Origin of the sequence: uncultured Desulfovibrio sp., assembly GCF_944324505.1 — a bacterium.
In the GTDB taxonomy this organism is placed as follows: domain Bacteria; phylum Desulfobacterota; class Desulfovibrionia; order Desulfovibrionales; family Desulfovibrionaceae; genus Desulfovibrio.
The window spans coordinates 52,352-71,419 of record NZ_CALUWO010000002.1 but is presented as its reverse complement, the minus strand read 5'-3'; the positions used below and the strand labels follow the sequence as shown (position 1 = coordinate 71,419).

Here is a 19,068-nt window from a genome sequence, read left to right as displayed (position 1 = left end):
GAGCCGGTCACATTCCGCAGTACGCAGGACGGCAGGCCCCATGCTCCCGCGAAGAGGCCGTGTCAGAGCCTGCTAACATTCTTCATTGCCTGTTTTGGGGGAAGGGAAACCCCTCCGCCAGCGCGGGAGCGGGTTTCCCTTCCCCCCAGGCAGCGCGCTTTTAGCGGGGGAAGAGCAGGGACACGAGGCACCCCCGCCTCCCAAGGCAAGCGGAACAGGTTCAACTTGTTTTTTATCTATTTGAAATTTTTGTAAAATTTGTGTTAACAGGCCCTAGGGCAGCAGACGGGCATAGTACAGGCGCCCCCGGCGTTCCACCTGCAAGAGCACCTGCCCGGCCATGCGCAGATGGCGAAAGGCCTGAAGCAGCTCGGCCATGCTGCCCAGGGGCTGGCCGCTGATGCCCGCGATGATGTCCCCCTTGCGCAGGAAGTCCGCGGGACCGTCGGGGGCCACCCTGCTCACGTACAGGCGTCCGCCGTCCTCGCGCACGGCAAAGCCCCAGCGCTCTTCCATGATCTTCCGGGCCGTGGCATCGTCAAAGGGCGCGGGCCGCACGGCAATGTCATGCGGGCCGTCGCCGCGCTGCACACTCAGGCGCAGCGTTTCGTCAGGCAGCTGATTGCGCAGCAGGTTGATGTAGTCATTGCGGTCATTGAGCTGGGTGCCGTTGATGCTCACGATGACATCCCCGGCTTCCAGCCCGGCCTTTTCCGCCGGCGTGTCGGGATAGACCAGGGCCACCAGCACGCCGCGGGCCTCGCGCAGTCCCAGGGCCTGGGCCATGCGTTGGTCCAGATTTTCCGCATGCAGGCCCAGCCAGAGCGGGGAAATCCGGCCGTGATCCACCAGGCTGTCCATGACGCGCCGGGCCTTGTTGACGGGAATGGCAAAGCCGATGCCTTCGCCCCGGGCATGCACGGCGGTATTGATGCCGATAAGGCGACCTTCCAGGTCCAGCAGGGGGCCGCCGCTGTTGCCGGGATTGATGGCGGCATCGGTCTGGATAAGGTCCGTGAGCAGGCCGCGTTCGCTGCGCAGGGAGCGCCCCAGGGCCGAGACAACGCCCGTGGTCACGGTGTGGTTGAAGCCAAAGGGATTGCCGATGGCAATGACCGTTTCGCCGGGCACCAGGTCCGCGGAATCGGCCATGCGCACGGCGGGCAGATTGTGCGGGCCTTCGATTTCCAGCACGGCAATGTCAAAATCCGGGTCGGCGCCGGTGACCCTGGCCGGGAACTGGCGGCCGTCCAGCAGGTGAACCATGACCTCGCCGCCGCCGGAAATGACGTGGGCATTGGTGAGCACATATCCCCGGGCACTGTCCACAATGACGCCGGAGCCGAGGCTTACGCGCTTCTGGCGGCGGGGCTGGCGGGGCATGCCGCCAAAGGGCATGACGCCGGGGCCGAAAAACTGTTCCAGAGGGGACAGGCGCTGCGGCCCGCCCTCGATGACGCTGGTGCTGGTAATGTTGACAACGGCGGGCGCTGCCTGCTGCACGGCACGGACCACTGGCGTGCAGCGGGGGCTGTCCGGCCGGGGCGCGGCCTGAAGGGCAGAGGCGGGCGCTGCCAGCAGGCAGGCCAGCAGCAGGGGAAGGGCGCGGCGGCGCAGGGCGGTGAACAGGGGCATGGCATCTCCTTTGGCAGAACTGTCCCCACGGGACGGAAACCCTGCATAGCCTGTTGCGGGCCTGGCGTAAAGTCTTGCCGCTCTTGCGTGCCCCGGGGCAAAAGGGTAGGAAGGGGCTATGCAACATACCATGTCTTCGGCAGGCTGCCTTGAGGAAATCATCCCGGGCCTGCGTATTGTTCCCGTGGACCCGGCGGACCTGCTGGCCGCCCAGCAGCATCTGGACAATCTTACCAAACCCCGGGGCAGTCTGGGCCGCCTGGAGGAGCTTGCCCGGCGTCTTTATGGCATGGCGGGCGGGCGAAGCCCGCTGGTGGTCAGTCCGGCCATGATGCTGACCGTGGCAGGGGACCACGGCGTGGCCGCTCAGGGCGTTTCCCCCTGCCCGCAGATCGTGACCCGGCAGATGGTGGCCAATTTTCTGCAGGGCGGTGCCGGGGTCAATGTGCTGTGCCGTGCTTCGGGCATGGAAATGCGCGTGGTGGATGCCGGCTGTGCGGGCGGTCCTTTTGCGCCGCACCCGCATCTGATTGACCTGCGCCTGGGGGACGGCACGGCCGACATGACCCAGGGGCCGGCCATGCGCCGCGAGACCGCCCTCGAGGCCCTGCGCCGCGGTGCCACGCTGGCCCGCAGGCTGGCCGAAGAGGGCTATGCCTGTCTGGGTACCGGGGAAATGGGCATTGCCAATACCACGCCGGCCTCGGCCCTGTATTGTGCCTTGCTGGGCCTGACGCCGCAGGAAGCCGTGGGACCGGGCGCCGGCGCCGGACCGGCCATGGTGGCCCACAAGGCGGAGGTGGTGGACAGGGCGCTGCGGGTCAACGGCCTTTCGCCGGCACAGGCGGAACACAATGATCCCCTGCATGCCCTGAGCGCGGTGGGCGGCTTTGAAATCGGCGTCATGGCCGGCATCATGCTGGGGGCGGCTTCCTGCCGTCTGCCGGTGCTGGTGGATGGCTTCATTTGCAGCGCGGCCTATGTGGTGGCGGTGCGCATCTGCCCGACCCTGGCCCATTACGCCATCCTGTCCCATGCCTCGGCCGAACCGGCCCACGCACCGGCCCTGGCGCGTCTGGGAACGGGGCGGCCCCTGTTGCAGCTGGACATGCGCCTGGGCGAAGGCACGGGCGGTGCCGTGGCCTACGGCCTGCTGCGCTGTGCGGCGGCCGTGTTCAATGACATGGCCACATTCCAGTCCGCCCAGGTCTCGCCGGAGGGCAGCATCCTGTGAGTGCGCCGCTGCTGCGTCTGGAACAGGTCTGGCGGACCTTTGCCGTGCGGCGCGGCCTCTGGCAGGAGGCCGGGCAGCTTACGGCCGTGGCCGGTGTGGACCTGACCCTGCATGCCGGGGAAAGTCTCGGCCTGGTGGGCGAATCCGGCTGCGGCAAGTCCACGCTGGGCCGTCTGGCCTGCGGGCTGCTGCCGCCCAGCAGGGGGCGGGTGCTTCTGGACGGGCAGGAACTGCCGCCGGCCGGTCCCCACAGCAGCGCGGCAGGGCGGGTGCAGATGGTTTTTCAGGACCCGTTTTCCTCGCTCAATCCCCGCTGGAAGATCGGCGACTCCGTGGCGGAACCCCTGCTGCGGGACCGGAGCCTTTCCCGCCGGCAGCGGCAGGAGCGGGTGGCCGACATGCTTGCCCGCGTGGGCCTGGCCGGCATGGAGCGCCGGTATCCGCATGAATTTTCCGGCGGGCAGCGGCAGCGCATCGCCGTGGCCCGTGCTCTCATAACCCGGCCCGGCGTGGTGGTCTGCGACGAGCCGGTATCGGCTCTGGACGCCTCGGTGCAGGCCCAGGTGCTCAACCTGCTGTGCGATGTGCAGGAAGACTTCGGCCCGGCCTATCTCTTCATTTCGCATGATCTGGCCGTGGTGGGCTTCATGTGTCCCCGTATCATGGTCATGTATCTGGGCCGCATGGTGGAGGAAGGCCCGCGGGAGCAGCTTTTGCAGACGCCGGCGCATCCTTATACGCAGGCCCTGCTGGCCGCCATGCCCCGCTGGGGAGAAGCCGCCGCGCCCGTGAGCAGCCTTGCGGCACAGGAACTGCCCAGTCCGCTGGCGCCGCCGCCGGGCTGCGCCTTTCATCCCCGCTGTCCGCAGGCCCTGCCGCGCTGCCGGGAAGAAGCGCCGGACTGGCACCAGCTGGCCCCGGGCTGGCGCGCCCGCTGTCACCGGCTCTGAGGGCGGGGCATCTGCGGTATCCCGCTGCCGGGGGGCATCCCGTTTTCCGCCCGTCCGCATGGCGGCGACCTTCGGGCCGTGGGCCAGGGCCGGGAGAGACCTCGCTTGCGAAGCCGTGCGGTCTGGCGCGGACAGGCTGCCGCGCACCTTGCCGCGTGTTTCGGAGCAGCCACGCCGTACCGTGATGGAACTTTGTATTGAAAATGAAATTCATTTTATGTATACAGGGGGAAACCATCAGGAGGCATCATGGCAAATCGCTTCGGCAGCACGTCGGACATGGTCATCCGGCCGGTGGAGGAACACGGCGCAACGCTCTTGCTGGCCATTGACGAGCGGGGACTGTATCTGACCAGCCGTACCTATGTGGACAGGAATGTGGCGGACCCCAACCGCTATACCGCGGCACGGGCCACGGTGCCGGCCCGGCTTGCCGCGCTGGCACTGGATGCGGCGGCGCTTGCTGCGGCACATCAGCATCTGGTGCAACGGCCCGGCGAGGGCAGCGTGCAGAAAAAGGTCAACCCGCTCAAGGCGTCCAAGCGCAGCATGAAGAAGGGCTAGGCGCCGTTCCTTTGCGGCCAGGCGCGGGGACAAAGAGGCGCGGCACAGGCAGGCACGGGGTCTGGCAGGTCTTGCCCCCGCAGGCAAAACGCCGTTGCCGGTGTCCGGTACCGGCGTCCGATACCGGAGGGCGGCAGTGTTCCCTGGTGTGTTCTCCATCGTGTCCGGGCGTTCCGCCGCGTCCGCACGTAAAAGGGCCTCCTTTCCCAGAGGAAAGGAGGCCCTGCTGTGCTTGTGCGCAAGGGCTAGCGTTCGAAATAGGTATAGCCGCGCAGGCCGTCCTCAAAGGTCTGGAGAATGGCATAGCGGTCGCTGGGAGAGATGCGCTTTTCGCGCACGGCCCGTTCGGCCGTGCTGCGCAGGTCGTCCAGGATGCGGCGCGGGTCATATTCCACGTAGCTCAGGATATCGGCCACGGAATCGCCGCGGATTTCGCGTACGTATTCGTAGCTGCCGTCTTCGGCGCAGCGAATGGATACCACGTTGGTATCGCCCATGAGGTTGTGCAGATCGCCCAGGGTTTCCTGATAGGCCCCCACCAGGAAGACGCCCAGATAATATTCCTCGCCTTCGCGCAGGGGGTGCAGGTCCAGGGTCGGCCGGAGGCCCTGCGGATCGATGAAGTGGGCAATACGGCCGTCGGAATCGCAGGTAATGTCCGAAATGATGCCCTGCCGCGAGGGAAATTCGTTGAGGCGGTGGATGGGCATGATGGGAAAGAGCTGGTCAATGGCCCAGGAGTCAGGCAGGGACTGAAAGACGCTGAAATTGCCGTAATAGATGTCGGCCAGGCTGGCGTCGATGTCCTTGAGATCGCGGGGTACGTTCTTGAGGCGGCGCTTTTCTTCGGCAATGCGCAGCATGATGGCCCAGAAAAAGCGTTCCGACAGGGTGCGCTGCCGCAGGTTCACGCGGCCGGCAGAAAAGAGCTGGCGCATTTCGTCACGGTAATAGATGGCGTCGTTATAGCATTCCTGGAGATTGCGCAGGGTGATGCTGTTGTAGACTTCCCGGAGGTTCTGCACCGATTCGGGGGTGTCTTCGGGCAGCTCGCTGGGCACCTGCACCTCTTCCACGGCGCTCACATCCAGAATATTGAACAGCAGTACCGAATAATAGGCCACAGTGGCGCGCCCCGATTCCGTGATGATGTGGGGGTGGGGCACTTCCTGCTCGTCCAGGATGCTCATGATGGCTTCCACCACGTCGGTGCTGTATTCGTCCAGGGTGTAGTTGCGCGAGGAAATGTAGTTGGTATGCGAGCCGTCGTAGTCCACGGCCAGGCCGCCGCCCAGGTCAAGGTAGCCCATGGGCGCGCCTTCCTGCACCAGGCCCACATAGAGGCGGGCCGCCTCCATGACGCCGCGGCGTATGTCGCGAATGTTGGAAAGCTGCGAACCGAGGTGATAGTGCAGCAGGCGCAGGCAGTCCAGCATGCCCTGTGCCTTGAGATTGTCCACCACGTCCACGATCTGGGCCGCCCCCAGGCCGAAGGTGGAGCGCTCGCCGCCGGAATCGGTCCAGTGGCCGCCTGCCTTGACGGACAGTTTGGCCCGCACGCCGATATTGGGCCGCACGCCCAGTGCCCGGCTGCGTTCCAGCAGCAGGTCCAGCTCGCCGGGCATTTCCATGACAAAATGCACGTTGAAGCCCAGGCGCTGGGCCTGGAGGCCCAGGTCAAAGAATTCCTCGTCCTTGTAGCCGTTGCAGATCAGGCAGGCCTGGGTATCGCGCATGAGGGAAATGGCGGCAATGAGTTCGGCCTTGGAGCCGACCTCGAGACCATGATGATAGCTGGCCCCGAACTGGGCAATCTTTTCCACCACCTGCTGTTGCTGGTTGACCTTGATGGGAAAGACGCCGCGATACTGCCCCTTGTAGCCCAGGGTCTTGATGGCCTTGCGGAAGGAGTCGTGAATATTGCTGATGCGCGCATCCAGAATATTTTCCACGCGCAGCAGCACAGGCATGTCATAGCCGCGCGCATGCAGGCCAGCGATGATTTCGGTGATGGGAATCTGCGGTCCCTTGGGACCCTGCGGGCAGATGACCACCTCGCCCTTTTCGGACACGTTGAAATAGCCTGCCCCCCAGTTGCGGATTCCGTACAGTTCCACGGAATCTTCCACACGCCATTGCTGCAATGCGCGGTTTTTTGCCAAGATTACTCCCTCCGGTAGCTAGCTGCTTGCCGCTGGTGAAAAGGGATTCGGCAAGGTTTCCGGCCTGTTCCCCCGCTTCACTCACGGTGCGCGCATTGTACGAGGAAACGGCTCAAAGTCAAATGGCGGTGCGGTGACAGCTTGACGCCGCTTCGCCCATGAGGCAGGCTGAAACGATACACGAGGAACCTATGCGTAACAGACTGCTTTGCTGGCTGCTGGGAGCAAGCCTGCTGCTGACGGCATGCTCCGGCGAGGAAAAGGCCCGGGATGGGGCGGCGGCTGCGCCCGTTCATGTGCAGGCGGTGATCCGTAAGGATATGCCCCGCCTGCTGCATGTGGTGGGTAATGTGCAGGCCTCTGCCTCGGTGGAGGTGAAGCCCCGCGTTTCCGGCGAGATTCGGCAGGTGCATTTCCGGGAAGGGCAGGACGTGAAGGAAGGCGACCTGCTGCTGACCATTGATCCGCGCCCCTTTGAAGCCGTTCTGCGGGAAAAGCGCGGCCTGCTGGCCAAGTCGCAGGCCCAGCTGGTCAAGGCCGTGCAGGACAGGGCGCGCTACAGCAAGCTGGTGGGTGGCGGCTATGTGAGCCGCGAATCCTACGAGCAGATGGCTACGGATGCCGAGGCACTGCGGGCCACGGTGCAGTCTGACCAGGCGGCCGTGGAAAGTGCCGCCCTTGACCTGGCCTATTGCTCGGTGACGGCGCCCATCAGCGGCCGTGTGGGTGCCCTGACTGTGGATAAGGGCAATATGGTGCAGAGCAATGCCGCCACCACGGTGGTGACCATCCACACCATGGAACCCATCTATGTGACCTTTTCCGTGCCTGAAGTGCACCTTGCCACCATTCTGGAGCGCCTGCGTCAGGGCACGGTGACCGTGACGGCCACTCCCACGGGCGGCAGTCCGGTGAGGGGCGAACTGACGCTGGTGGACAATGAGGTGGACAGCCGGACGGGTACCATCCGTCTGCGGGCCACCTTTGCCAATGCCGACCGCAGCCTCTGGCCCGGCCAGTTCGTCAATGTGGACATGCCGCTGGGCATGGCCGGCGGGGCGCTGGTGGTTCCCGCCCATGCCGTGCAGTCCGGCCGTGAGGGGACCTATGTCTATGTGGCCGATGCCCGGAACACGGCAGCGCTGCGCAAGGTGCGCGTGCTTTTCGAGCACGAGGGGCAGAGCGTGGTGGAGGGCGACATCGCCGAGGGCGAAAAGGTGGTGGTGGACGGCATTGTCCGGCTGGCGCCGGGGCTGCCGTTGAACATTCTGCCCTGAGGGGGCACGCTCCGGGATTTCACGGGGAAGGCGGAGGCGCCTTCCCTTTTTTTGTGCCCGAAGTCAGCTCTTGAACATGAAGCGGCGCATGGACACGTTGAGCACAATGCCCAGCAGGGTGAAATTGACCACGGTGGCGCTGCCGCCGTAGCTGATGAAGGGCAGGGGAATGCCCACCACGGGCATGAGGCCGATGACCATGCCCATATTGATGACGATCTGCCAGAAGAAGTAGAAGAACACCCCCACCACCAGCATGCTGCCGAAGCGGTCCTTGGCCTGCATGGCCGTGGAAAAGATGGACAGCAGAAAGAGGGAAAAGAGCGTCACCAGGGCCACGCAGCCCACAAAGCCCCATTCTTCGCCGAAAACGGCCACGGCAAAGTCGGAATGGCGCTCCGGCAGAAAGCGCAGCTTGCCGGCAGTGCCTTCGGTATAGCCCTTGCCCCACATCTGGCCTGAACCGATGGCAATGAGCGACTGGAGAATGTGGTAGCCGGCGCCGCGCGGATCCGAGCCGGGGTCCAGAAAGGTGAGAATGCGCTGGCGCTGGTAATCGTGCATGACCACTGTCCACATGAGGGCGGCCACGCAGGGCACCAGCAGCAGGCAGGTCTTGAGCACGTAGGCCCGCAGGCCGTGAAAGAGAATCATGCCGCCCATGATGAGCAGCACCAGGGTCCCTGTGCCCAGATCGGGCTGTTCCAGAATGAGCGCGCAGGGCACAAGGCCCACCAGCAGCACCTTGCCGAAGTCCTTCCAGCCCAGGGGCTGGCTGTGCTGGGAAAGGATACGGGCCGTCATGACCAGGACGGCCAGCTTGGTGGGTTCCGAGGGCTGAAGATTCATGAAGCCAAGGGATATCCAGCGGTTGGCACCCATGGCGGTCACCCCGATGATGGGAACCAGCAGCAGAAGCAGTACGCAGGCCAGCCAGAAGGGCCAGGCCAGATTCCGTATCTGGCGATAGTCAAAGCACATGGCCAGCAGCATGCAGACCAGACCGCACAGGCCCCAGACAAGCTGCTTCTGGTAATAGCTGGAAAATGCCAGACCGTCCTCCACCCGGATGGCGCTGGCAGAAAAGAGATTGCCGACGCCCAGAAAGAAGAGCAGCAGCATGCAGGCCAGCAGGCCCCAGTTGAGATAGCTGAGAAGGCGTTTGTCCATTCTGTTCCTTCCGGTATGGCAAGGTTCTGCCGGGGAAGCGCCCCGGCACGCTGGGCCGGTACGCGGGCCTGCCCGCACGGTCAGGCCGCAGGCTTCCGGCCCCTGCGTCAGGGCATGGGGGCCGTACCGCGGTAGCGGTCCGACGGCAGGGGCGTGGGCGGCGCCAGCGGGTCAATGATCCGGCCGCGGGGCGGATTGCGCCGTTCTGTATTCTGCCTGGCCGGCGGCGGACCTGCCTGCCGCCGTCCGGTATAGGCGGGGGCGCTGCCCGGAGCGGGCGTCGCGGGCGCCGCGGGGGTCAGGCCGGGCAGGGGGGCAGGCGGGGGGCTTTCCCGGCGTTCCGCGGCGGTCTGTCGCCGGGCACTGCCCGGAGCGCCTTCATCGGGGCCGAAAAGATGATCATAGACCTTTCTGGCCACGGGACCGGCCACGCTGGAACCGCCGCCGCCGTGCTCCACCATGACGATGACCACGTAGGTCTTGCCGTTCTTGGTGCCCCAGGTGGCAATCCAGGCATGGTCGCGCTGGGCATACTCCATTTCGGCGCTGCGCAGGCGGCGGTCGCCGGCGGTGCGCAGCTTGACCACCTGCGCCGTGCCGGTCTTGCCGCCCATGTCGGCATCCTTGCGGCTGACCACGCGGGCCGTGCCTATGCTGGCCGTGCGGCGCATGGCATTGACCACAAAGCGCAGGGTTTCTTCCTTGCCGGGCAGGCGGTTGCGCACTTCGCGCGGGGCCTCGTTGAGCAGTTGCGGCTTGAGCAGGTCGCCGCCGTTGAGCAGGGCGGAAACGTAGACGGCCATCTGCACAGGGGTGACCAGGGTGTAGCCCTGACCGATGGAGACATTATAGGTTTCGCCGCGCACCCACGGCGCCTTGAAGCGCTGCCGCTTCCAGGCACGGGAGGGGACAAGACCCGATTTTTCGTGCGGCAGGTCTATGCCCGTGGGCGCGCCGAAGCCGCTGGCCTTGGCAAAGGCCTCCAGCTTGTCGATGCCCAGCCGCTCGGCCATGATGTAGAAATAGACGTCGCAGGAATTGACCAGGGCATTTTCCATGTTCATGGCGCCATGGCCGCCCCGCTTCCAGCAGCGGAAAATCTGATTGCCCAGTTTGACCTGACCAGGACAGAAGACCGTTTCCCGGCTGTCTATGCCATGTTCCAGAAAAAAGGCGGCCATCATGAGCTTCCACACGGAGCCGGGGGGATAGACGCTCTGGATGACCCGGTTTTGCAGCGGGAAGCGCTTGCTGGTGCGCAGGGCATCCCAGTCGCGCTGGGAGATGCCGGCGGCAAAGAGATTGTTGTCATAGGCCGGCGAGGTGACCAGGGCGCGCAGTTTGCCCGTATCCGGCTCCATGACCACAACGCAGCCGGCTTCGCCGGCCAGGGCGTTCCAGGCGGCCCGTTGCAGGTCCACATCCAGGGAAAGGCTGATTTCCTCGCCGCTGCGCGGTTCTTCGCGCAGGGTCTTGCCCAGCATGCGGCCGTGGGCATCCACTTCCACCCCGTAAAGGCCCTTGCGGCCGCGCAGGCGTGATTCCAGGCGCAGTTCCAGTCCCTGCTTGCCCACCAGGTCGCCCATGGCCAGGCTGGGGTCCTTTTCCATTTCCCGTTCGTTGGCTTCGGCCACATAGCCGAGCACATGGGCAAACAGGTCCTTTTCCGGGTAGCTGCGCCGGCTGCGCACGGAAATTTCCAGGCCGGGCCAGTCGATGAGTTCGGCCTCGATGCGGGCCACGGTTTCAAAGTCCATGTCCGTGACCATGATGAGCGGCTCGAAGGATTTCACCTTCTGGCGGTCTGTCTGGTATTTTTCCTGGATCTGCTCCAGGGGAACGCCGGTCCACTGGCTGATCTGGGCCAGGGCGGCCGGGATGTCGTGGCAGTCTTCGCGCACCAGGGCCAGACCGCAGGTGGTGCGGTTGTCGGCCAGTACCTTGCCCGAGTCGTCCATGATGCGGCCGCGCGGGGCAAAAATCCACTCCTCGCGCAGGCGGTTGGCCTGTGCCTGGCGGGAAAAGTCCTCGCCCCGGTACATTTGCAGGTACCAGAAGCGGGAAACGAAAACCAGAAAGAAGATGCCCACCAGCACCTGCAGCAGCAGGGCGCCGCTGCGTGGCGGGGTATAGCCCTCGTTTTCCACCTGCTGGGTGCCCGTCCATACACTGCGGCGGGGCTTGCGCTGGGGCGGCGGCGCAGGGGGGGCCGGCGGCTGCGGCCGGGAGGAGGCTCTGGGAAGGAATCTATTTTTCACGGGCAGTCATCCAGCGGCGCAGGGGGGCCAGCAGCCACCAGGCCACGGGCACGTAAAGCGCCTGCACGAGGCTGAGATCGGCCGCTGTGCGGACATTGAAGGCCGGATTGGCCTGCAAGGGGGCCAGCAGCCAGGACAGGCCGAAGGAGGCCATGCCCAGACAGAGGGAGAACAGCAGCATGAAAAAGAAGGTATTGACCGCAAACAGCCAGCGGCAGACCTTGTACAGCATGATGAGTACAGTGTACCAGATGAGACTGCCCCCGAACAGCCCCGTGCCCATGCCTTCCTGAAGCAGGATGAAGAGGGGCAGCAGCCAGAGGGCATTGCGGTAGTCCCTGTCTTCCAGCAGCAGGCAGACGCCCACGGACAGCGCGTCCAGGCCGGGGACGGCGGCCTGCAGGGCAATGCTCAGCACCACAAAGACAGCCCACCAGAGCAGATTGCGCAGGGCGCTCATGACCGTGTTTGCCGGTTCCCGGGCAGCAGCGGCCCCACAAAGGGGGGGCGCGGTCCGCCGGGCATGTTGGGGCGGGTGATGCCCGTGGGTTCCAGAAGCAGCACTTCCTCGATGGTGCGCAGGTCCACCAGGGGCTGGGCCTTGATGGTCAGGAACTGATTGTAGTTGGACGGTTCGGCACTGATGACGCGGGCCACGGGAATGCCCTTGGGATATTTTCCGTCCAGCCCGGAGGTGACCAGAACTTCGCCGGGATTGACCGGCGTGCCCAGCTGGGCAAAGCGCACCTCAAGGTCCTGGTGGCTGCCCTGACCGGAAAGAATGCCCGAAACGCGCCCTTCCTGGGAAATGACGGCAATGCGGCTGCCGGGATCGGTGAGCAGCAGCACCGTGGCAGAGTGGGGACTGGCGCGCAGCACGCGTCCCACCAGCCCAAGCTGGGTCACCACGGGCGTGTCGGGGCGGCTGCCGGTGGTATAGCCCCGGTTGATGGTGATGCTGTCCAGAATGCCGTTGGGGCCGAGCCGTCCGGCCAGCACCCGGGCGCCCACGGCCTTCCAGGCGTCATTGGAGGGCAGCTCCATGAGCCGGCGCAGGCGCTGCAATTCGGCCAGCTCTTCGCCCGTGGCCAGCAGGCGCGCCTGCATGTCCTGGATTTCGGCCTTGAGGCGTTGGTTTTCCTCACGCACGCCCACCAGATCAAAATAATGTTCCCAGGTGCCGCGCACGGTATCCTTCACGCTGTTGACCAGGGAAAGCGCCCCGCCGGTCACTTCCAGACCCAGGGTGGTGGCCACGTCGTCCAGAACGCGCGTGCGCTTGTTCCAGGAGAGCATGCCCAGAAAGAGGATGAGCAGAAGGCCCGCGATGAGAAATATGCGCCGAAAGGTCACAAGAGGAATCCGGGAAAAAGGGTCCTGGGGATTGCCCTGCCGCGGAACGGGTGCGCCGTGCCGTCCTGACGCCGCTCTGGTGTAGCGATGCCCTCCGGCGATGCCTCATGGCAGCGCGCGGAGGGCCTGTAGACGGCAGGAAGACGACCGTGCCCCAAGGGCTTAGTCGATGCAGACTTCCTTGAGCACGTTGAGATTGTCCAGCGCCTTGCCCGTACCGACCACCACGGTGGACAGCGGATCGTCAACCACGGTGATGGGCAGGGAGGTTTCCTCGCGCAGCAGCTGGTCAAGGCCCTTGAGCAGGGCGCCGCCGCCGGTGAGCACAATGCCGCGGTCCACAATATCGGCAGCCAGTTCCGGCGGGGTCTGTTCCAGGGCGATGCGCACGGCCTGCACAATGCTGTCCACCTGTTCGGAAATGGCCTTGCGCACTTCCTCGGAGGTGATGATGATATTCTGCGGAATGCCGGTCACAAGGTCGCGTCCCTTCACTTCCAGCTGCTGTTCCGGGTCCAGCGGATAGGCGGAGGCGATCTTGATCTTGATTTCTTCGGCCGAGGATTCGCCGATGAGCATATTGTACTTGCGCTTCACGTGGGTCATGATGGCTTCATCCATCTTGTCGCCGCCCACGCGCACGGAGCGGGAATAGACAATGCCCGCCAGGGAAATGACCGCCACTTCCGTGGTGCCGCCGCCAATGTCCACCACCATGTTGGAGGTCGGCTCCTGGATGGGCAGGTCCGCGCCGATGGCCGCCGCCATGGGTTCCTCGATGAGGTAGACCTCGCGGGCGCCGGCGGACTGGGCCGACTCCTTGACGGCGCGTTTTTCCACCTGGGTGATGCCCGTGGGAACGCAGATCATGATGCGGGGGCGCACCAGCCGCCGGGAATTGTGCACCTTGGCAATGAAGTGGCGCAGCATGGCCTCGGTCACTTCAAAGTCGGCAATGACCCCGTCCTTCATGGGGCGGATGGCCTGGATGTTGCCGGGGGTCCTGCCCAGCATGCGCTTGGCGTCCTGCCCCACGGCCAGCACCACCTTGTTGCCGCGGGAGTCGTTCTTCACGGCAACCACGGAAGGTTCGCGCAGGACAATGCCCTGCCCCTTCACGTAGACACAGGTATTGGCCGTGCCGAGGTCGATGGCCAGATCATTGGAAAACAATCCCAGAACAAGATCCAGAATTTTGGACATGGATGCAGCTTGCCTCTCTCTGCGGGTCTGCGTATGGTCGGAACGGTCCGTGCCGTCACCACCCTTACATTCCTTGCGTATGGATAGTCTGAAACGCCCTGCAAAGGACAATGCCTCATGGCCGCGGGCGGCAGGTCATGCCGTCAGCGCAGGCGGATGCCTCCGGAGAGATTTCCGGGAATCGGCAACAGGCGAAAGATAACAAATGGAATGAGAAGCCGCCGGTCTCTAGCAAGGGTTCAGCCCGTTTTTGTTCGGCCAAAACGGGCGGCAAGTCAAGGTTTTGTGAACGCGGTACAAAAATTTTCCCTTTGCCGCCGCACGGGGGAAACGGGGAAAAAGGCAGGTCTTATGCTGCTCTGGCACACTTTGGCCACATGGTTCCGGCGGCGCTACGGAAAGCGGGTGCAAAAAATTCCACTGGATGCCCGTGCCGGCTGCCCCAACCGGGACGGGACCCTGTCGCGTCAGGGCTGCGCCTTCTGCAATGCCCAGGGGTCCGGCTCCGGCCTGGGGCAGCAGGGCCTTGATCTGGAGGCCCAGTGGGCGCGCTGGCATGCCAAATACGCCAGGACCGACAGCGATCGCCTGTTCATGGCGTATTTGCAGTCCTTTTCCAATACCTACGGCCCGCTGGAGCGCTTTCTGCATCTGCTGCGCCGGGTGGAGGCCCTGCCGCACTGCATGGGGCTTTCCGTGGGGACCCGGCCGGACTGCGTGGATGCGCCCAGGCTGGATGCCCTGGCTGCCTGCCCCCTGCCGGAAGTGTGGCTGGAGCTGGGCCTGCAAAGTGCCTCCGATGCCACGCTGGCCCGCATCAATCGCGGGCATACGGCGGCCTGTGCCGAAGCTGCCGTGCGGGCGGCCGCCGCGCGGGGCATACTGGTCTGCGGGCATCTCATGTTCGGCCTGCCCGGCGAGGATCATGACGATTTTCTGCGCAGTCTGGACTGGGCGCTTTCCCTGCCCCTGGCCGGGCTGAAGCTGCACAATGTCTATGTGCCGCGGGGAACGGCGCTGGCCCGCCTGTATGCGGCAGGGGACTATTTTCCGCTGGCCCGTGACGAATACGTGGACCTGCTCTGTCAGATGCTGCCGCGCATTCCCTCCCGCGTGGTGCTGCACCGCATCCAGGGCGATCCCGCCCCCGGCGAGCTGGTGGCCCCGGCCTGGGCAGCCGAAAAGCGGGGCATCATGACGGATGTGCGCCGTGCGCTGGCCGCCCGGCATCTCTGGCAGGGCTGCCGGGCCGATGTCACGGAGGCCCGGCCGGAGTGGTACGGGGGATAGTCCGTCCCGCTGCCGGGGCCTGGTCGCGTTCCGGACAGAAAAAAGGGGCAGAGGCCCGCGCCTCCGCCCCGATGGAAGGTTCCGGGCAGGGGATCAGTGGGCTGCGTCCTCGCCGTTGAGCACGTCGAAGAATTCCGCGATCATGTCCTGCACCAGGGAAACATAGCGGTCAAGATCACGGTCAAGGGATTCGGGCGTCACAAAGGCTTCCACGGCAAAGCGCACCTCGAATTCGCTGTCGTCATCGTCAAAGACAATGGCCTTGCCCACCTTGAAGGACTGGGACAGGGCGGCGGCAATGCCGTAGACAGCCTCCTGTTCGGCCGGGCCGAAACCGGTGAAGCTGGCGCCAAGGGAAATGTAGTCGGGGTCTTCCGCATCCAGAAGGATGTTCATGTCCACGTCGTCGCTGGTAAAGGCAATGTCGCCGTCTTCGTCCAGTTCGGGGGCAAAACCGTGTTGGGTCATGATGTGCATGATCTGTTCGGCCTTCATGAAAAGACTCCTTGGAAGGGGTGAGCCGCCGTTGGCAGGCGGCACGGATATGGGGCAATGGTACATGCCCGCACGAGAACAGGCAAGAGTGCCCTTGCGTGTTGCGGTCCAGTCTGGCATACTCCCTGCAAACGCTTCCGGTCCGGAGCGTTTTTCCTTTTCCGTGCCGGGTGCGTTATCTTCCGCGGAAGTCTGCCCCCGGCGAGCGCGGGGCAACACGGGCTACAGGAGCGCGTATGCAGGCGGAACTGCTGCTTTTTGATATCGGCAATACCTCCATCAAGATAGGTCTGGCCGGACCGGAGCAGGTGGAAACCACCTATTCGCTGCGCACCGATGCCGAACAGTCGTCGGACAGCCTGGGGCTTAACCTGCTCATGCTCTGCCAGCATGCGGGGCTGGATGTGACCCGGGTGCGCGCCTGCATGGTGTCTTCCGTGGTGCCGGACTTCAATCCCGTGCTGCGCGAGGCGCTGGCCCGCTATGTGCAGCGCCCGGTCTTCTTTGTGCCTGCCGACGTGCCTGTGCCCCTGGAAAACCGCTATGCCCGCCCCGAGCAGGTGGGGGCGGACAGGCTGGTGGGCGCCTACGCGGCCCGCCGTCTGTATCCCGGCCCGGAATCGCTCATGGTGGTGGATTTTGGCACGGCGGTGACCTTTGACTGCGTGGCCGGCAATGCCTACGAGGGCGGCCTCATCTTTCCCGGTCCCCAGACGGCCCTGGCGGCCCTGGCCCGGCATGCGGCGCAGCTCACACGGGTCAATCTGGACGTGCAGGCCCTTCAGCCGCAGCTGGGGCGCGATACGGTCACCAGCATCCAGCACGGCCTTGTCTTCGGCTTTGTGGGCATGGTGGAAGGGCTGGTAAGCCGCCTGAGAACGCAGCTTCCGGGGCAGACGCGAGTGCTGGCCACGGGCGGCTTTGCCCAGGCCATTGCCCGGCTCAGTCCGGTTTTTGACGACGTGCTGCCTTCCCTTCTGCTGGACGGGCTGCGCCGCCTGCACTACGAACAGTTTTCCGGTTAGGGCACCGATTGCCCGAGGGCGTGCCGCGCCTGCCGCGCAGCCCGGAGGGTCTTGCCGAACGCGGCGCGTGGGCGCGCGACGGCCTTTTGCGACACCCCTGCTTTCGCTGGTGAAAGCGCAACACAAGGAGCAGCTATGAGCAGCATTGCCTCTGTCTATGGTCGCGAGATTCTCGATTCGCGCGGCAATCCCACGGTGGAAGTGGAAGTTACCCTTGAATCCGGCCACAGTGCCCGCGCGGCCGTGCCCTCCGGGGCTTCCACCGGCAGCCGCGAAGCGCTGGAAATGCGCGATGGCGACAAGAGCCGCTTTGGCGGCAAGGGCGTCATGAAGGCCGTGGAAAATGTCAATGGCGAAATTGCCGATGCCCTGCTGGGCCTGGATGTGCTGCATCAGGTGCAGGTGGACAATACCCTCATTGACCTGGACGGCACGGACAACAAGTCCCGCCTGGGCGCCAATGCCATGCTGGGCGTATCCATGGCCTGCGCGCGCGTGGCCAGCCAGTTCCTGGGACTGCCCCTCTACAATTATCTGGGCGGTGTCAATGCCAAGGTGCTGCCCGCGCCCATGATGAACGTCATCAACGGCGGCGCCCATGCCTCCAACAATCTGGACATCCAGGAATTCATGCTCATGCCCCTGCGTGCCCAGAGCTTCCGCGATGCCCTGCGCATGGGGGCGGAAATCTTCCATGTGCTCAAGAAGATTCTGGAAAAGGACGGCTATTCCACCGGCGTGGGCGACGAGGGCGGCTTTGCCCCCAATTTCAAGAATCATGACGAGGCGTTCTCCTATCTCATCAAGGCCATTGAGGAAGCCGGCTACAATCCGGGCAGCGAAGTGGCCCTGGCCATTGATGCCGCTGCCTCCGAATTCTACCAGGATGGCAAATATGTGCTGAAGGGCGAAAACCTCAGCCTCAACAATGCCGAAATGGCCCAGTGGCTGGAAGAATTCACCAAGAAGTATCCGCTCATCTCCATTGAAGACGGCATGGCCGAAGGCGACTGGGACGGCTGGGGCATGCTCACTGCCAGCCTGGGCGACCGCATCCAGCTGGTGGGCGACGATGTCTTTGTGACCAATCCTTCCATTCTGGCCGAGGGCATTGCCGAAGGCGTGGCCAATTCCATCCTCATCAAGCTGAACCAGATCGGCACGGTCACCGAAACGCTGGATACCATCGAAATGGCCAAGGAAGCCGCGTATACCACGGTCATTTCCCACCGCTCCGGCGAAACCGAGGACAGCTTCATTGCCGATCTGGCCGTGGGCGTCAATGCCGGCCAGATCAAGACCGGCTCCCTGTGCCGTTCCGAGCGCATGGCCAAGTACAATCAGCTGCTGCGCATCGAGGAGGAACTGGGCGACGGCGCCGAGTTCTTCGGCCCCATGCTGGCCGAATACTACGCGCTGGACGAACGCGACTAGGCAGAACATTCCCGGGGCACGGCCCCGTTGCGGGCGCCCTTCGGGGCGCCCTGTTTTTTCCGTGTCTGCGGCGGCGAGGCGGGCCTTTGCCCGGCCGCGGCCGGACCGTAGACTCTTTCACCGGTTTTTCATGCAAGGGAGGGCGGATGCTGCTTATTGACGGAAAGAAGGTGGCGCAGGAAGTGCGCGCAGGCTTGCGCGAAACCATTATGGCGGCCACGGCGCAGGGCTTGCGTGCGCCGGGACTGGCGGTCATTCTGGTGGGTGAGGATCCCGCATCCCAGGTCTATGTGCGCAACAAGGAGCGGGCCTGTGCCGAGGCGGGCATCCTGTCCCTGCCCTATCATCTGCCCGCCAGCACCCGGCAGGAAGACCTGCTGCGCCTCATTGCCGAACTCAATGCCCGCCCGGATGTGGACGGCATCCTGTTGCAGCTGCCCCTGCCCGCCGGTCTCAACGCCACCCAGTGTCTGCTGGCCATTGATCCGGCCAAGGACGTGGACGGCTTTCATCCCGAAAACGTGGGCCGCCTCTCGCTGGGGCTGCCCGGGCTGGTCTCCTGCACGCCGGCCGGGGTCATCGAGCTGCTGCGGCATTACAATCTGCCGACCCAGGGCCGGCGCGCCGTGGTGGTGGGCCGTTCGGACATCGTGGGCAAGCCGCTGTCCATGCTGCTGACCCGGCCGGGACTGTTTGGCGATGCCACGGTGACGGTCTGCCATTCGCGCACGCCGGATCTGGCCGCCTGCTGCCGTGAGGCGGATTTCGTCTTTCTGGCCGTGGGGCGCCCCCGGCTGCTCAAGGCCCACATGGTGCGCGAAGGTGCCGTGGTCATTGACGTGGGCATCAACCGCACGGCCGAGGGCTTGTGCGGGGATGCGGACTTTGCCGATCTCAAGGACAAGGTGGCGGCCATGACGCCCGTGCCCGGCGGGGTCGGGCCCATGACCATCGCCATGCTGCTCAGCAATACCGTGCAGTCCTGGGAGGGGCGCCGCTAGCGCCCGTCGTCACGGCA

At 64.8% G+C, this 19,068-nt stretch carries 16 protein-coding genes; 8 read left to right on the top strand and 8 right to left on the bottom strand.

What is annotated here, in order from left to right:
* Window positions 1-273: 273 nt before the first annotated feature.
* The gene (locus Q0J57_RS02925) at window positions 274-1,635 is read right to left on the bottom strand and encodes a trypsin-like peptidase domain-containing protein (RefSeq protein WP_297216934.1); all 1,362 of its coding nucleotides are present in this window, start codon (window positions 1,633-1,635) and stop codon (window positions 274-276) included.
* A gap of 130 nt (window positions 1,636-1,765) precedes the next feature.
* Between Q0J57_RS02925 and cobT the strand changes: the two genes are divergently transcribed.
* From cobT to Q0J57_RS02910, 3 genes are all read left to right on the top strand, one after another.
* Complete coding sequence (gene cobT / locus Q0J57_RS02920; protein WP_297217424.1) at window positions 1,766-2,869, top strand: nicotinate-nucleotide--dimethylbenzimidazole phosphoribosyltransferase; 1,104 nt, start codon at window positions 1,766-1,768, stop codon at window positions 2,867-2,869.
* Window positions 2,866-3,819, top strand: a complete 954-nt coding sequence (locus Q0J57_RS02915) for an oligopeptide/dipeptide ABC transporter ATP-binding protein (protein WP_297216932.1) — start codon at window positions 2,866-2,868, stop codon at window positions 3,817-3,819. The genes cobT and Q0J57_RS02915 overlap by 4 nt, the downstream gene beginning before the upstream one ends.
* A gap of 249 nt (window positions 3,820-4,068) precedes the next feature.
* Entirely contained in the window at window positions 4,069-4,383 is a 315-nt protein-coding gene (locus Q0J57_RS02910; protein WP_297216930.1) for a hypothetical protein, read from the top strand.
* Window positions 4,384-4,628: 245 nt separating this feature from the next.
* Here Q0J57_RS02910 and speA read toward each other — a convergent pair whose 3' ends face one another.
* Entirely contained in the window at window positions 4,629-6,545 is a 1,917-nt protein-coding gene (gene speA, locus Q0J57_RS02905) for a biosynthetic arginine decarboxylase (RefSeq protein WP_297216928.1), read from the bottom strand.
* Between the two features lie 191 nt (window positions 6,546-6,736).
* Here speA and Q0J57_RS02900 point away from each other — a divergent pair, with 191 nt between their 5' ends.
* Window positions 6,737-7,822 (top strand): efflux RND transporter periplasmic adaptor subunit, encoded by a 1,086-nt coding sequence (locus Q0J57_RS02900; RefSeq protein WP_297216926.1) that lies wholly within the window; start codon window positions 6,737-6,739, stop codon window positions 7,820-7,822.
* 63 nt (window positions 7,823-7,885) lie between these two features.
* Here the strand turns inward: Q0J57_RS02900 and rodA are convergent, their stop codons facing one another.
* From rodA to Q0J57_RS02875, 5 genes are all read right to left on the bottom strand, one after another.
* Entirely contained in the window at window positions 7,886-8,992 is a 1,107-nt protein-coding gene (rodA, locus tag Q0J57_RS02895) for a rod shape-determining protein RodA (RefSeq protein ID WP_297216924.1), read from the bottom strand.
* A gap of 107 nt (window positions 8,993-9,099) precedes the next feature.
* On the bottom strand, window positions 9,100-11,139 hold the full coding sequence (mrdA, locus tag Q0J57_RS02890; protein ID WP_297217422.1) for a penicillin-binding protein 2: 2,040 nt from the start codon (window positions 11,137-11,139) through the stop codon (window positions 9,100-9,102).
* 100 nt (window positions 11,140-11,239) lie between these two features.
* A complete protein-coding gene (locus Q0J57_RS02885; RefSeq protein ID WP_297216922.1) occupies window positions 11,240-11,710 on the bottom strand; it encodes a hypothetical protein in 471 nt (156 codons plus the stop codon).
* Complete coding sequence (gene mreC / locus Q0J57_RS02880) at window positions 11,707-12,603, bottom strand: rod shape-determining protein MreC (protein WP_297216920.1); 897 nt, start codon at window positions 12,601-12,603, stop codon at window positions 11,707-11,709. Before mreC ends, Q0J57_RS02885 begins: the two co-directional genes overlap by 4 nt.
* Window positions 12,604-12,765: 162 nt before the next feature.
* Window positions 12,766-13,806: a rod shape-determining protein gene (locus Q0J57_RS02875; RefSeq protein WP_297216918.1), complete on the bottom strand. Its 1,041-nt coding sequence runs from the start codon at window positions 13,804-13,806 to the stop codon at window positions 12,766-12,768.
* A gap of 351 nt (window positions 13,807-14,157) precedes the next feature.
* On the opposite strand from Q0J57_RS02875, the gene Q0J57_RS02870 reads away from it, so the two are divergent.
* Complete coding sequence (locus tag Q0J57_RS02870; RefSeq protein ID WP_297216916.1) at window positions 14,158-15,096, top strand: TIGR01212 family radical SAM protein; 939 nt, start codon at window positions 14,158-14,160, stop codon at window positions 15,094-15,096.
* Window positions 15,097-15,189: 93 nt separating this feature from the next.
* Here Q0J57_RS02870 and Q0J57_RS02865 read toward each other — a convergent pair whose 3' ends face one another.
* Window positions 15,190-15,591, bottom strand: coding sequence for a YbjN domain-containing protein (locus Q0J57_RS02865; RefSeq protein WP_297216914.1), 402 nt, complete (start codon window positions 15,589-15,591; stop codon window positions 15,190-15,192).
* A 236-nt stretch (window positions 15,592-15,827) separates the two neighbouring features.
* Here Q0J57_RS02865 and Q0J57_RS02860 point away from each other — a divergent pair, with 236 nt between their 5' ends.
* From Q0J57_RS02860 to folD, 3 genes are all read left to right on the top strand, one after another.
* A complete protein-coding gene (locus Q0J57_RS02860; protein WP_297216912.1) occupies window positions 15,828-16,616 on the top strand; it encodes a type III pantothenate kinase in 789 nt (262 codons plus the stop codon).
* A 135-nt stretch (window positions 16,617-16,751) separates the two neighbouring features.
* Entirely contained in the window at window positions 16,752-18,050 is a 1,299-nt protein-coding gene (gene eno / locus Q0J57_RS02855; RefSeq protein WP_297216910.1) for a phosphopyruvate hydratase, read from the top strand.
* A 146-nt stretch (window positions 18,051-18,196) separates the two neighbouring features.
* Window positions 18,197-19,051: a bifunctional methylenetetrahydrofolate dehydrogenase/methenyltetrahydrofolate cyclohydrolase FolD gene (folD, locus tag Q0J57_RS02850; protein ID WP_297216908.1), complete on the top strand. Its 855-nt coding sequence runs from the start codon at window positions 18,197-18,199 to the stop codon at window positions 19,049-19,051.
* Window positions 19,052-19,068: the final 17 nt, after the last annotated feature.

What these genes read in the sequence shown, in the direction of transcription:
- Q0J57_RS02925 (WP_297216934.1), bottom strand. Translation starts at nt 1,635, where the DNA reads ATGCCCCTGTTCACCGCCCTGCGCCGCCGCGCCCTTCCCCTGCTGCTG.
- cobT (WP_297217424.1), top strand. Translation starts at nt 1,766, where the DNA reads ATGTCTTCGGCAGGCTGCCTTGAGGAAATCATCCCGGGCCTGCGTATT.
- Q0J57_RS02910 (WP_297216930.1), top strand. Translation starts at nt 4,069, where the DNA reads ATGGCAAATCGCTTCGGCAGCACGTCGGACATGGTCATCCGGCCGGTG.
- Q0J57_RS02900 (WP_297216926.1), top strand. Translation starts at nt 6,737, where the DNA reads ATGCGTAACAGACTGCTTTGCTGGCTGCTGGGAGCAAGCCTGCTGCTG.
- rodA (WP_297216924.1), bottom strand. Translation starts at nt 8,992, where the DNA reads ATGGACAAACGCCTTCTCAGCTATCTCAACTGGGGCCTGCTGGCCTGC.
- Q0J57_RS02885 (WP_297216922.1), bottom strand. Translation starts at nt 11,710, where the DNA reads ATGAGCGCCCTGCGCAATCTGCTCTGGTGGGCTGTCTTTGTGGTGCTG.
- Q0J57_RS02875 (WP_297216918.1), bottom strand. Translation starts at nt 13,806, where the DNA reads ATGTCCAAAATTCTGGATCTTGTTCTGGGATTGTTTTCCAATGATCTG.
- Q0J57_RS02870 (WP_297216916.1), top strand. Translation starts at nt 14,158, where the DNA reads ATGCTGCTCTGGCACACTTTGGCCACATGGTTCCGGCGGCGCTACGGA.
- Q0J57_RS02865 (WP_297216914.1), bottom strand. Translation starts at nt 15,591, where the DNA reads ATGAAGGCCGAACAGATCATGCACATCATGACCCAACACGGTTTTGCC.
- Q0J57_RS02860 (WP_297216912.1), top strand. Translation starts at nt 15,828, where the DNA reads ATGCAGGCGGAACTGCTGCTTTTTGATATCGGCAATACCTCCATCAAG.
- eno (WP_297216910.1), top strand. Translation starts at nt 16,752, where the DNA reads ATGAGCAGCATTGCCTCTGTCTATGGTCGCGAGATTCTCGATTCGCGC.
- folD (WP_297216908.1), top strand. Translation starts at nt 18,197, where the DNA reads ATGCTGCTTATTGACGGAAAGAAGGTGGCGCAGGAAGTGCGCGCAGGC.